The organism is Bacillus sp. NEB1478 (genome assembly GCF_031582965.1).
Taxonomy (GTDB): Bacteria; Bacillota; Bacilli; order Bacillales; family Fictibacillaceae; genus Fictibacillus.
The window spans coordinates 679493-693674 of record NZ_CP134049.1 but is presented as its reverse complement, the minus strand read 5'-3'; the positions used below and the strand labels follow the sequence as shown (position 1 = coordinate 693674).

Genomic DNA, 14182 nt, shown 5'->3' with positions numbered 1-14182 from the left:
ACCTCTTTTTTAAACAAACGTTTAATTAAAGTATTTCGCGATCTTTCCGGCTGCATTTGCATCTCCAAACAGATTTTTATAAACAGGAGATACATCTTTACGAACGGCAGCCAAAATTTTCTCTTTGTCTGTTCCGACAAGAATATTCGCATCACTATCAAGTGTTTCTACCCATTCAGTTTGCTCTCTAAGCGTTACACAAGGAACTTCCATAAAGTAAGCTTCCTTTTGTACACCGCCAGAGTCTGTAAGAATTTTCTTCGCATTGCTCTCTAGCTTTAGCATGTCCAAATAACCTACAGGGTCAACAATCATTAAATTTGGAATAGACTCTAAGCTTAAATTCAAGCGCTCAATAACATGTTTCGTTCTTGGGTGCATCGGCCAAACTTTAACATCTTCAATTTCCGAAAAAGCTTCAAGGATTGTAGAGATTTTTTCAGGATCATCCGTGTTTTCAGCTCTGTGCACAGTGATCAGATGATATTCTTTTGATTTAAGTCCAAAAGTATCTAATATTATTGAATTGTTTTCTGCTATTTGCCGGTTATATTCAACAGCATCAAACATAACATCACCAACATTAATGACGTTGTGTTTCATGTTTTCATCAGTCAGATTGTTAACAGCTGTGTCTGTTGGGCAGAAAAGGTATTCAGAAACGTGATCTGTCATGATGCGATTGATCTCTTCAGGCATCTTTTTGTTAAAGCTTCTTAGCCCTGCTTCAATGTGAACAACAGGTACATGAAGTTTTGCTGCAGCAAGTGCACCTGCTAGTGTTGAATTTGTATCTCCATAAACCAAAAGATAGTCTGGTTTTTCTTGTAGGATAATCTCTTCAATTTTGCTCAACATTTCTCCGGTTTGTTTACCGTGAGAAGCAGATCCAATTCCTAAATGAAAATCCGGTTTAGGAATATGTAATTCTTCAAAGAAGATATCGGACATATTTTTATCATAATGCTGGCCCGTGTGAATAATTAATTCTTCATGATTCTTTCGCAATTCACGGGAAACAGGAGCTGCTTTAATAAATTGCGGTCTTGCTCCTAATACAGTTAAGAACTTCATGTTTAATTTACTCCTTCATTTATACTCTATCCATTCCGTACATAACAGTTTTCGCACAGCCATTTATCAAGCTGTCCATTTCTTGCAAAACCTAGATGATAAAGTTTTTCCAGTGAAGAAAACTTGGCTGACGCCATGACTTTTCCGTTAGCTAACAGGTTATAAAACTGATCATGGCAAGAAAAACTTCGAAAAATTCACATAAAAACCGTTCTAAAATCAGGAAAAGAGATAGCCAAATAATGGTTATCTCATCCTGTTTCTTTTATAGTAAGTGATATTTTTTAATAGAAGGAGCTTGTTCTTTTAATGCATTACGAGTATCAAAGATAACAGGGCTCGTCTCTGCAATCATATTATAGTCAAAGCTTGAGTGGTCCGTAGTAAGCATTACGAGGTCTGCTCCTTGTAATAATTCCTTCGTTAACTCATGTGTGTCATGCATCTCACCGTTTAATTTAAACTGTTCAACATGAGGATCAACAACGATCCAGTCAGCTCCTGCAAGTTCAAGCTTTTCCAAGATAGGCAATACTGGAGATTCACGCATATCGTCGATGTCTTTCTTATAAGCTACTCCAAGTAATACAACTCGAGCTCCATTCAATGCTTTTTTGTCTTCGTTTAGGATTTTCATTGTACGCTCTAGTACAAAATCAGGCATTGAGTTGTTGATTTCACCTGCTGTTTCAATCAAGCGTGTGTGGTAATCGTATTCACGAGCTTTCCATGTTAGGTAGAATGGATCGATTGGGATACAGTGTCCGCCAAGTCCAGGACCAGGATAGAACGCCATGAATCCATAAGGCTTTGTTGCAGCAGCATCGATTACTTCCCACACATTGATGTTCATCTTATTACATAGAATTGCCATTTCGTTCGCAAGTCCGATGTTAATGTTACGGAATGTATTTTCAAGAATTTTTTCCATTTCAGCAACACGAGGGCTTGATACTTCGTGAACGTCGCCTTCTAGTACTGAACGGTACATAGCTGCTGCGATTGAAGTACATTGTTCTGTGATTCCACCTACAACTTTAGGTGTATTTTTCGTGTTATAAACTTTATTCCCTGGATCGACACGCTCTGGTGAATATGCTAAATGAAAGTCTTTCCCTGCTACCAAGCCTGTTTTTTCTAGAATCGGCTGCAATACTTCTTCAGTTGTTCCAGGGTAAGTCGTGCTCTCAAGAACGATAAGCATACCTGGGTGAATGAATTTTGCAATTTCTTTCGCTGAACTTTCAACATATGATGTATCAGGCTGTTGGTACTTGTCCAATGGTGTTGGAACACAGATTGCAACTGCATCCACTTCTTTAATATAAGAATAATCTGTTGTAGCAAAAATTTGTTTTGAAGAAGTTAGTTCAGCCAACTCTTCATCAACAACGTCACCAATGTAGTTAATACCGTCATTAACCAACTGAGTTCTTTTTTCTTGAACATCAAATCCGATAACTTTATAGCCAGCTTTAGCTTTTTCTACTGCTAAAGGCAAACCAACATATCCAAGCCCTACAACACCAATTGTAGCTGTTTTTGATTCGATTTTTCCTAATAATTCTTTTGAAACTGAACTAAATTCTAACTTGTTAGACATTCTTATTCCTCTCTTTCAGGGGGAGATTGATTTATAGTTTAACTGGTTTATTTGTGTCAGCAGATTCGTATAAAGCAAGAACTAGGCTCAATGCACGTTTTCCATCTTCTCCAGTTACGATAGGTTCACGGTCTTCTTTAATAGCTATTACCATATCCTCAATGATGCATTGATGACCTGGCTTACCAAATGGATCAGCTTTTACTGATTCCATAATGTCCGTAACCTGAGCTTCATCCATCTCTTTAACATCCCAGTGCTGGATATAATTAGCTGTTTTTCCGCCAATCTTAATTGTACCCGTTTCACCGAAAATACTCAAAGATTCTTCATAATTTGATGGGTAAATAGTCGTAGCTGCCTCAATTACACCTAAAGAGCCGTTCTTAAAGCGAACAACGCCTGTTGAAACATCTTCAGCTTCAATGTTGCGCAATCTTGTTGCTGCCATACTATATACTTCTTCAACTTCGCCCATCGTCCATAAAAGTAAGTCCAAATTATGGATTGCTTGATTCATTAATACTCCGCCATCGAGTGACTTTGTGCCTCTCCAAGGAGCTTGATCGTAATATTCTTGATTACGATTCCAGCGAACCGTTGCGTTCGCATGGCTCAGTTTTCCAACTAAGTCTCCATCCAACGCTTTTCTTAATTCCATGATTGCAGGACGGAAACGATTTGGATGGACAACAGAAAGCTTAACGTCGTTTTCTTTACAAGCATTAATGATTGCATCCGTGTCTTCTAATGTAAGTGCAATAGGCTTCTCAACAACCACATGTTTCTTTGCATTCGCAATCTGAATAGCAAGAGGTGCATGATAGCCGCTTGGTGTACAAATATTGACAACATCCAGTTCTTCTAATTTGAGAAGCTCAGCTAGATCTGTATATGCTGCTACTCCATATTTTTCTGTGTAATACTCCATGCTCTCCGGAATCATATCGCATACTGCGATAAGTTCGGCGCCTTCAGCCTTTTCAATAGCCTCAGCATGTTTTTTTGCGATGTGACCGCAACCGACAATGGCGAACTTAGTCATTTAGGTAACTCTCCTTTTAACTAAATGTGTGTTAACTAGTTTATTCCAAAACTTATTTTAAACTAATCAACCATAATATCAATAATATTCACTCTCTATCTAATACTACTAAACATGATTTCGTTCAACATTTCACATTTTTGACTTTATTAGTGTACCCGATTTAAAGGTATTTCCTTCCTCTTTTGAATAATTTTTAAATGAAAGGGCTTAATCCTATATTTTTATCTCGATCGAATCTTTTGAAGAAGTGATTTGTAAAAGAGAAAATCACTTTTCTTAACGATAAGGAAGTTCAAGTAATGTTCACCGGTAAGCCTTTTGAATATCCCGATTTTTAATAAAAAGCTGAATAAATAAGTGATTGTTGTCGAGATCGCAGCACCCGTAACACCATATTTAGGGACCATAAACAAGTTTAGAATTACATTGAAAACAACGTTATAAATAGACAGCCACATGTTTAAATCTGGCCTGCCTCTTCCTGCAATATCATTAGAAAGAACCTTCTCAACTGCGAGTAACGCAAAGCCTGGAAGCATAATTTTTAATAATAATGGAGTCTCTTTATATTCTGTAGAAAAGATTGTGTATACAATGAAATCTGATAAAACAAATGCCACTAAAGCCATTAAAATCGTAATCAGAAATACATTTCGGCTAACGATAGATGTAATACGATTACGATCTGCTTCTGAATTAGTCGAGCTGATCTTAGGATAAAGGACGCTTGAAAATGAAACTGCAAAAATAGATAATCTTTCACCTAGGTTCATTGCGGCACTATAGATCCCAACAGCACCCCCTGTTGTGAAATAACCTAAAATAAACACAACAGTTCTATAGTTTAGAAAGCTCGCAAAATTACTGACATGTGCCTTTAATCCATATTTAACGGATGTCTTAAAATACGGCCACGAAAAACTATTCCACCTAAATGATACAGAATGATGCCTCATCAGTTTATAAATCATCGTGATAACCGTGACTGCGTTTCCTAATATAAATGCCGAAAGAGCTCCGCGCAGACCATAATCCAAAACAATAACAAACAAAACAGCTAAACTAAGAATTGATAACTGATTCTGGACCATGAGCGCATTAAAAGTTTTAAAATCTTGAAGACCTTGAAAGACGGTCTGAAAGTATTCTCGTAAAAATAAAAACGGAACAGACAACAAACTCAAATACAATAAGGAAGTTGGCGTATCCTTAAAAAGCTGTTCAGAAAAGAAGAAAACAGCAATTAAACCAACTAGGATACTAAGGAAACTTAACAAAGTACCAATAATAATATTGTTATTAAACACTGTGTTTAGATCCACTTCTTTACGGCTTACGTAGTAAATCGTAGAGGTGTTTACCCCTAATGTCAGAAAGGTAAGCAGTACTGTTGGGAATAAAGTTAATAATGTATACGCTCCGAATCCTTCCTTACCTAAATACCTCCCCAAGACAGAAAGTAAGATCATACCTACAACAATGTTGGAAACTTGCCGCGTAAAAGTTATAAAACTGTTTTTAATAAAACTGCGATCTGTATTACTCATTGTATTTTCCCTCAAATTCTTTTAACTTCTTAGCAAAAAGAGAATAATTTGTTTCTGAATAAAAAGAGTCTTCCCATTTTTTATAAGCTGCTCTACGATAGTTTTCTCTTTCCTCTTGACTTAATGCTGCAAAATGATCAATTTCTTTTGCTAATTCCACAATGTCGAAATCTTTATCTATTAATTTGCCGTTCGTTTCATCCACTAATTCTTTCGTTCCTCCAACATCTGTCGCAAAGGAAGGAATTCCAAAACTATAAGCTTCCATAATAGAAACCGGTATTCCCTCGCTCGAACTTACATTAATAAAAAGATCGACAGGGTGACTTTGATAATATGCTAAAACCTCAGCGTTCTTCTTTCGGCCAAGGAATTCGCATTTAACATTTGCCGGTAATTCTTCTTTAACCTTCTTCTCCAACTCTTCTTTAAGTGGTCCTTCTCCAATATGTGACCAAATGATGGTTTCCTTACAGTGCTTTAAAGTATCTATTAGTAAATCTAGTCTTTTTACCGGAAGCATATTGGAACAAGAGAAGATTCGTAAAATACCATCTTCAGAAGGGGAAGATTTCCCTTCCGTTTTTTTCGTACCTAATCGGCTTACAGAAAACTTCGAAGAAACTTCTGGATATAAGTCACTTAAGTAGTTCCTGCCATCCTGGGATATAACGAAAACTTGATTTAATCTTTTTACAGTTTCCTTCTGTGTCGGCATAAAAGGAGTACTGTGGCGATATGCATAAAGATCGCCTCCATGAGCCCTGCTGACAACTTTTATAGAAGGTTCAATTTCTTTCATCATAGCCAATGCGGTTGCAGATGGACCAAGCCAGTAGGAATAAAAGATGGTGTCAGAAAAATCGAATTGATTTTCTTCAATAATGGATAGCAGATTTTTACGTATTTCCACAGCTAATCCTACCCAGTTAGCAGTTTTAAAAAAGGCAGATAGATAATTTGGAAACAAATATTTGCTCTCTCTCAAAAACCATTGTTTCCCTTGAGAATCTAAGAGCATCTTCTTTATAAGATCTGTTTTTTTAATAGAAGGAAGTTCTGGCTGTAAACCATGGACATGAACATTTTGAGGTATGTCTCGTGGCTGATTAGAATCATCCCGCTTCACATTAACCGGAATGATATGGATCTCTTGAAACTCATTACTTAAATACTTGATTTCCGTCTCAAAGAATTCCTCACCAGGAGGAAAAGGAAATCTGCTTGTTAATACAACTAACTTTTTATTTTTAGTAAGTAATTCATTTGAACTCATTCATTAAAACTCCTATATCAATCAATATAATTTCAAATATCATAACATACTCAAAGAATTTATTCGTTTTTCATCTAAACAATTTGACATGTGTAACGCAAATTTTAATTAACTGAAAACATAGAATTCTGTCTAAATAGAACGAATTGACTATAAAAATGTAGAAATAAGTGCCGATATCATTATTATCGTAGAAAAAATATGTCTTATTTATAAGAGAGGAGCGTAAATTCAAACAGTTACCTAGAGTGTGTAACTAGTTGTGTCGGAATAAATAAACAGGAGTGTACCACATGTTACGTAAATGTATTCTAACTCTCTTTCTGGGTGGAATCTTCCTACTGTTCAATCAGCCTCAAGCGGAAGCTGCTACTCCTCGTATAGATGGAAAAGACAGATTTGAAGTTGCGGTTAATGTTTCAAAAAAAGGATGGTCAACTTCCAATACCGTAGTACTTACCAATTATCTTGCGTATGCTGATGCTCTATCAGCATCACCATTGGCATATAAGAAGAATGCTCCCATATTATTAACTCAAAATCAATTCCTTACCCCATCTACAAAAAATGAAATTTACAGACTGAGAGCAAAAGAAGCTGTGATTATCGGGGGAACCGGCAGTATTTCAAATAACGTCGTGAATGAACTAAAATCGATGGGTCTGAGTGTTACAAGAATAGATGGTAAAGACCGATTTGTTGTTGCTCAAAACATTTCTAAACATTTAACAAATAAAGGTGTAGCGGTTGTTGCCTACGGATTGAACTTTCCGGATGCTCTTGCAATCGCACCATATGCAGCAAGAAACGAATTCCCTATTCTCCTAACTGGAAATGGGACTTTACCTGCACCTACAAAAGCTGCGTTACAAGAAAAGAATATTTCAAAAACGTATATCATAGGTGGAGAAGCGAGCGTAAGCAATTCAGTGAAAAGCCAACTCCCTTCACCGACTAGAATTGGCGGTGCAAACAGATTCGAAGTAGCAGAAAACGTTATTCGCCAGTTAAACCTTCCTACTACTTCGACATACTTAACATCTGGAATGAATTTTGCAGATGCATTAACAGGATCGGTCTTAGCTGCGAAAAACAATTCTCCATTGCTCCTGACAACACCAACATACCTGCCAAATGAAACGAAAAGCATCATACAAGATAAAACAATCAAGTATTTCACAATCTTAGGCGGTACAGGTTCGGTGAACAACAACAGTACGTTACTTCTAGGAAAATCGCTTGTTCTTGATCCTGGACACGGGGGCGATGACCCTGGGGCTCTTGGTAGTGGTGATTTTAATGAAGAGGATGTTGTCCTTGATGTAGGATTGCGTACTCGATCAAAAATGGTAAATGCAGGCGCTAAAATCATTATGACTAGAAGCAATGACACGTTTATTCCATTAACGACCCGAGCTGAAATAGCTAATAATTCTGGTGCGAATGTATTCATCAGTATTCACGCCAACTCAGCTGGAAGTACTGCGAGCGGAACTGAGACTTATTACAACACTGCCTACAATGGTGCAGCTAGTAAAGAGCTTGCCGTTGAAATTCAAAAAGAGATAGTTAAACGTTTAGGGACTAGAGATCGCGGCGTTAAAGAAGCTGATTTTTATGTCATTAAATACACGAAAATCCCAAGTATTCTCGTAGAGCTTGGTTTTATCACAAACTCTTCAGATGCTGCAAAACTAGGTTCATCCACTTATCGTCAAAAATATGCAGATGCTATTTTTTATGGGTCTGTAAATTATTTTAATTAAAAAGGGTTGATCCAAAAAATTTTGGATCAACCTTTTTATTTTTCTCAAATATTAATAATGATACCTTGTGTACAAACTGTTTTCCAATGAATTAAATTGAGAGGCTACAGAATGGAATCCTACGGCATATCTCCCTTGTGTTGGTGAATATTCTTTATAAGAGTTTATAGAATTTAAGATGTATCTTTTGTTATACTCTTTCTCTATTAAACTAGTATACCTTTGAAATGGTATATTAACCTTTGCAAATCGATCTGTGTAAATTGAAACAAAATATAAAGTTTTAAAGGGACTAATAACATCTTCATTTTCCAGTGATTTTAATGATTTCCCTATCTCAGCATGTGGAACATGTGCATCATACATCGACATAGTCCGAAATTCTGCTTTTGGATATTTATTCAAATATTTTTTTATCACTGGCTTGATATTCTTCTGTTTAAATTGATAAAGAGGTACAATATCGGTAAAAATCTGATTTTGTGGAATACCCAATGCTTTAGTTGCATAATTGAAATCTCTGACTCTGACTTCTCCAAAGACTTTCTCAGTCAAATAACCATCTAAAAATTTTTCTTCAATCGGGTTGTGATAGGTATGATGAATACCGCAATGTGCTTTTTGTCCAGTTAGAAGATGCGGTGCAGGATCAGCATCATATACACCATTTAATATCTCTCTTGCACCAGAATCTTCTCCCTTTGATAATAAAACGAGGATTACTTTTCTTCCTCTAGAAATTTGATTCCTAATATCAATCGCATAAGTTAACACTTCATCATCTGCGTGTGGAACTAGATACACGACTGGGTTTGTTAGATTAACGGTAGAAAGTGATGTCTCTATTTTTTCTTGGATGGAGCCTATACCACCCAATATCACAAATTCCTTTACTTGTTTATCTTTAATCACTTTACTTACTGTCGATGGTAAAACATTAGGTTTTGATAGCAGTAATGGTGCATTCTCTTTAGCTGCAAGGACAGATCCTGTTAAGGCATCAGCGAAAGATAATCCTGTGGCTAAATAGGTACCCTCTACATTTGAATATAACTGACGAGTAATATTAGCAGAAACTTCAAATCTATCAATTCCGCCAATACGTTTTGGGTTAGGTAAATGATTAAATACTTCTTTACCAACACTTCCCTCGCCACCAACAACTAACGTATTCTTTTTTCCGACTAAAGCTTTTTGTGTGCTTAATGGTGTTTGTGCAACAGTTGTTAGTAATATAGGATAACCATTCTTTGCAGCATAGGGGGCAATTGATAACGCGTCAGGAAATGTAAGTCCATTTGTTATAATGGCGGTTTGAGTGTTGCCCATGATATCTGAAATGTTTTCTGCAACTTCAAATCTATCTTTTCCACCTATTCGGATTACATCCTTCACCATCTTATTTACTTCACGATATACACTATCTGAAACACTTCCATTTCCCCCTATGATGTAGGCTTTTTTAGGACGAAGTCGAAGAATTTCATTTTTGGTGGCTGCTTGTATTTCATCATTTAGTGTTAAGAGAATTGGTCCATTTACTTTATAGGCTAATGGTGAAGCTGATAAAGCATCCGCAAAAGAGTTATGGTTCGCTATAAGAATAGTTTCAGATCCCTCTGGCCAACCTTTTTTAGAAACGTTGACCGCTACCTCAAATCGATTTTTACCCGCCAGCCTTTCATTTGGATTCCCTGCAGCACTTGGAGTAACAACTAAACACAACCAGATTGTGATGGTTAAAAACAGGATAGCAGACAACCTTAACAAATTTTAGAAACCCCTTCCCATTCTTTTTTTCTTTATTTTTACTTAATTACCATTTTTAAACATTATACCAGAAAAAATAAAAATAATTACTCATGTTAAGGGGATTTATCAGAAATATTACATTCATTACCATGCAATGTATTACTACAATTCCAACACTTTAGATAGCACTAAAAAAAGCCCTCCATAAGAAGGGCTTTTTACTTAAAATTCATTTTCTTTTTGCTTTTTAAATAAAACTAACGCTATTCCCGTATATAACATAATTAACATAGGATAGTTCCAACCACTTAATGTTTCAACTTGATAGCCAACTAGAAAAGAAAAAGCTACGTACTGTAAACCTAGTATACTAAAATTTTTATCTTTTAATCTTACAAAATAATAGGCAATTACGATATATAAAACAATCATTTCTGTAGTTCCTAATATTCCATAATTAACAAGGGAATAAAGGAGATCTTTATCGAGTACGGTTATGGAACCAGGACCTAATCCAAAAACCCATGCCCATATACTGTCTCTTTCACTGATCTTTGCTAAGGCATTTTCCCACATTTCCGTTCTTAAACTGAATGAGTTTACACTTGATAATGATCCAGTTTTGACTACCAATATCAATTGTCTTAAATAAGGGAGCATATGACCAAATTTTAATATTAACCAATAAGCAGCTAATAACGCTAATCCAAGACCAGCAATGAATAATGGTACTTTTACTGTAAAAAACTTTTTATCTTTCTTACTTCGAAATAGTTCGATAAAGATAAAAACACATGGAAACATAAGTAATACTGACCGAGACCCTGAAAGAATCATTAGAATAAAACCGATAAAAAGCCATATCCATTTTATGCGGTTATTCTTTTCAAAAAGATAGATAATTACCGTCATTTGCGTAATAATCCACCCGAACATATTAGGGTTAGCCATAGTACCTGTCGTTCTGACAAGCTTCCAAATCGGATAAGACTTGCTATCATCATATATATATTTAAATATTGATATGTCTAAAAGTTGTGTTATTCCTACTATTATCTGCACAATTATGATGATATAAGCACTTTTTAGCAATCCTTTTTTCAATGTTTCCGAATCTGTTTTTAAAGCTACTAAATAGCCGTATGAAAGTACCATAATGAACAAGATCGGCTTAAAAAAATGCGGAATAGCATTAAAAGAAAGTTGATGAATATTACTTATATAAGAAATAGCCATTAAACCTATATAAATCAGTAAAAGAGTGGCTACAATCCGGAAGTTCTTGTCAAATAAATTTCTTTCAAATTTTCCTTCTTTTATCAGTAAATACCCTGCACCAATTAACACTAGTCCTAAGATTGGAAACGTTATGAATTGGCTTCCTTCAAACCTTGGCATGAGTATAAAAATTAAAGGCAACAGCATTATATATCTTATTAAATTTTTATTTTCAGTTTCATGCATTTAATTAAATCACCCTTCTCTGCTAGTATTATGGACTGCAGTTATGTGATATCGTATTATAAAGCAAATTCTCTTCATACAAAAACTTGCAGAAAATTATCTGCAAGCTTGTAACTATTTGAAGAAAAAATTTAGACTAAAACGTACGGAGATAAAATTTCAGGACGGCCAATTGAATGATATTCAACAGAATGTTTCATTACATTTTCCAACGCGAAGCAATTTCTGCCATCAAATACAATAGGGGTTTTCATCAATTTTCCAAATAAAGACAAATCAATATTTTTGATTTCATCCCACTCAGTAAGAATAAATGCTACGTCTGCATTTTCAAGAGCATTTTCAATGCAATCTGTATAAATCACCTTTGAATTCAATTCTTTTTTTGCATTTTTAGTAGCAATTGGATCATAAGCTAAAACAGTAGCTCCCATTTTAATTAAAGAGTCAGAAACAACAATAGATGGAGCTTCTCTCATATCATCAGTGTTCGGTTTAAATGCTAGTCCAAGTAAAGCAACTTGTTTACCTTTTAAATCTTTTAATCGATTAACAGCTTTTTCTACTAAAAGCTGCTGCTGTTTATTATTAACTGTAATTACAGATTTCAATAGGTCGAATTCATGTTCATAGTTCCCTGCGATTTGTACCAAAGCATGAGTGTCCTTAGGGAAACAAGAACCCCCATAGCCTATACCAGCATTAAGGAATTGGCTGCCAATTCTCTTATCCTGCCCCATTCCTTTCGCTACATCTTCAATATTTGCGCCTACTTTTTCACAAATATTCGAAATTTCATTAATGAAACTGATTTTTGTAGCTAAGAAAGCATTTGATGCATACTTTATCATTTCTGCACTATGAATATCCGTTTTAAAGATTTCAATTCCAAAAGGCTCATAGACTTTAACTAAAGCTTCAACAGCAGTATCATTCTCTGCTCCAATAACAATTCTGTCTCCTTCAAAAGTATCTTTAACTGCTGATCCTTCACGTAAAAATTCAGGATTAGATACGATATCGACCTCAACAGCATTTATTAAATATTTTTTAATAATTTCTTTTATATAAGCATTAGTGCCTACTGGAACTGTACTTTTTGTTACTACAATTGCATCTCTTTCTATATTTTGTGCAATATCTTTCGCTACTTGTTCGATAAATCTCAAATCTGCAGAACCATCAGCCTTCTGTGGGGTTCCTACAGCTATATAGATAATGTCTGAATTCCCAAAACCCTCTTGGTGATTCGTGGTAAAATGTAATCTATCTTCATTGATATTTTTTATCATCAATTCTTCTAAACCTGGCTCATAAATAGGTGAGATACCAAGTCTCATCTTTCTTACTTTATCATCATCAATATCAATACAAGTTACGCTATGACCAACCTCTGACAGACAAACACCAGTAACTAACCCAACATAGCCAGTACCCACTACTGAAATATTCATTGTAATCCCCCATTATAAATTTTAGAAATGTTTATATTTAAATCAACGTCTGATTAATTTATTACTGACTTATAAAGATTAATAAGCTTTAAAGATTGGCTATTCCAGCTTAGGTCTTTTTGAACTGCTTCTTGACCTCTTAACCCCATTTCCCTTGCTTGAGCAGGATTTTCGGCTAAATAAGTAATAGCTTTTTTTATCTCTTCTTTATTAAAAGGATCCACCGCAATACCGCAACCATATTTCTCTACAAAAGATTTCCAAACCGGGAAATCAGAGCAGATAATGGGTAATCCAACATTCATATATTCAAAAAACTTCGTTAGCTCTTTCTTTGTATAGTGTTCAGTAGGTGGGAATAGTGCTAATCCAGCTAACCATTTACCTTCTTGATATTTTTCATTAATTATTTCTCTAGGGACAAAACTATTTATCCCATCTATTACAATGTTTTCTTTCGCATTCCCCGCTGTTGTATAAATTTCTTCAGCTAGTTCACCTGAACATTTGCCAACAAAATTCACGTGTATCTTCTTATCAATTAGAGGTAAACTTCCATGTATTAAGGCTCCTCTATCTTTTGTAACATTCCCTGTATAAATCAACTCATATTTATCTGTAGTTGTCTGTGTTTTAATTTCGTTTTGAAAATCATTATTTTCAATAATAGGGTAATTTAAAATATGTACCCCATTAGGAAACTTTTCTGAATAATATTTTTCAGCTAAAACAATTTCAAAAGATTTAGTAAAACGTTTTTCAATAAAACGGTATATCTTAGACATGATTTTTGCTAATGGTTTAGACAAATATGTCTTCTGTCTAATGCTTGTTTCATAATCTTCATGGATATCATAAATTACAGTATTCTTATTATTTTTGAGAAGGTTGCCTATTATAATTAATTCTGGATCATGAAAGTGATATACATCTGCTTCTAATCTCTTTGCTTGTTTATAAGCAAGAAAACTAGATTTAAAAATTCTTGTAAATCTATTCTTAACTTTAGGTAAGGTGATAATTTTAAATGGATAATAAGCCTTTTCCGTTAAATCAGGATGTTCAGTAATTATTAATGTTACATCAAATCCTTCGTCATGAAGGGATCTACATTCTTTGTGAAAAATCCTTGGATCAAAAGGATGATGAACAGTTGAAATATGCACTATTTTTTTACTTTTATTCATGTTATTACCTA

At 34.9% G+C, this 14182-nt stretch carries 10 protein-coding genes; 1 reads left to right on the top strand and 9 read right to left on the bottom strand.

Annotation, left to right across the window (positions count from 1 at the left end; translation table 11 throughout):
• Window positions 1-21: 21 nt before the first annotated feature.
• From wecB to RGB74_RS03185, 5 genes are all read right to left on the bottom strand, one after another.
• Window positions 22-1074: a non-hydrolyzing UDP-N-acetylglucosamine 2-epimerase gene (wecB, locus tag RGB74_RS03205; RefSeq protein ID WP_310761556.1), complete on the bottom strand. Its 1053-nt coding sequence runs from the start codon at window positions 1072-1074 to the stop codon at window positions 22-24.
• Between the two features lie 265 nt (window positions 1075-1339).
• Complete coding sequence (locus RGB74_RS03200) at window positions 1340-2677, bottom strand: nucleotide sugar dehydrogenase (protein WP_310761555.1); 1338 nt, start codon at window positions 2675-2677, stop codon at window positions 1340-1342.
• 31 nt (window positions 2678-2708) lie between these two features.
• Window positions 2709-3722 carry a Gfo/Idh/MocA family protein gene (locus RGB74_RS03195; RefSeq protein ID WP_310761554.1) on the bottom strand — a complete coding sequence of 338 codons (1014 nt, stop codon included), beginning with the start codon at window positions 3720-3722 and terminating at the stop codon, window positions 2709-2711.
• Window positions 3723-3946: 224 nt separating this feature from the next.
• Entirely contained in the window at window positions 3947-5272 is a 1326-nt protein-coding gene (locus tag RGB74_RS03190) for a flippase (protein WP_310761553.1), read from the bottom strand.
• Entirely contained in the window at window positions 5265-6548 is a 1284-nt protein-coding gene (locus RGB74_RS03185; RefSeq protein WP_310761552.1) for a glycosyltransferase, read from the bottom strand. The genes RGB74_RS03190 and RGB74_RS03185 overlap by 8 nt, the downstream gene beginning before the upstream one ends.
• Before the next feature lie 293 nt (window positions 6549-6841).
• On the opposite strand from RGB74_RS03185, the gene RGB74_RS03180 reads away from it, so the two are divergent.
• Complete coding sequence (locus RGB74_RS03180) at window positions 6842-8314, top strand: N-acetylmuramoyl-L-alanine amidase (RefSeq protein ID WP_310761551.1); 1473 nt, start codon at window positions 6842-6844, stop codon at window positions 8312-8314.
• Window positions 8315-8365: 51 nt separating this feature from the next.
• Here RGB74_RS03180 and RGB74_RS03175 read toward each other — a convergent pair whose 3' ends face one another.
• The 4 genes from RGB74_RS03175 to RGB74_RS03160 all read right to left on the bottom strand — a co-directional run bounded on the left by RGB74_RS03175 (window position 8366) and on the right by RGB74_RS03160 (window position 14171).
• Complete coding sequence (locus tag RGB74_RS03175; RefSeq protein WP_310761550.1) at window positions 8366-10084, bottom strand: cell wall-binding repeat-containing protein; 1719 nt, start codon at window positions 10082-10084, stop codon at window positions 8366-8368.
• A 204-nt stretch (window positions 10085-10288) separates the two neighbouring features.
• Window positions 10289-11530, bottom strand: a complete 1242-nt coding sequence (locus tag RGB74_RS03170; protein ID WP_310761549.1) for an O-antigen ligase family protein — start codon at window positions 11528-11530, stop codon at window positions 10289-10291.
• A gap of 131 nt (window positions 11531-11661) precedes the next feature.
• Window positions 11662-12984, bottom strand: coding sequence for a UDP-glucose dehydrogenase family protein (locus tag RGB74_RS03165; protein ID WP_310761548.1), 1323 nt, complete (start codon window positions 12982-12984; stop codon window positions 11662-11664).
• Window positions 12985-13037: 53 nt separating this feature from the next.
• On the bottom strand, window positions 13038-14171 hold the full coding sequence (locus RGB74_RS03160) for a glycosyltransferase (RefSeq protein WP_310761547.1): 1134 nt from the start codon (window positions 14169-14171) through the stop codon (window positions 13038-13040).
• Window positions 14172-14182 lie beyond the last annotated feature (11 nt).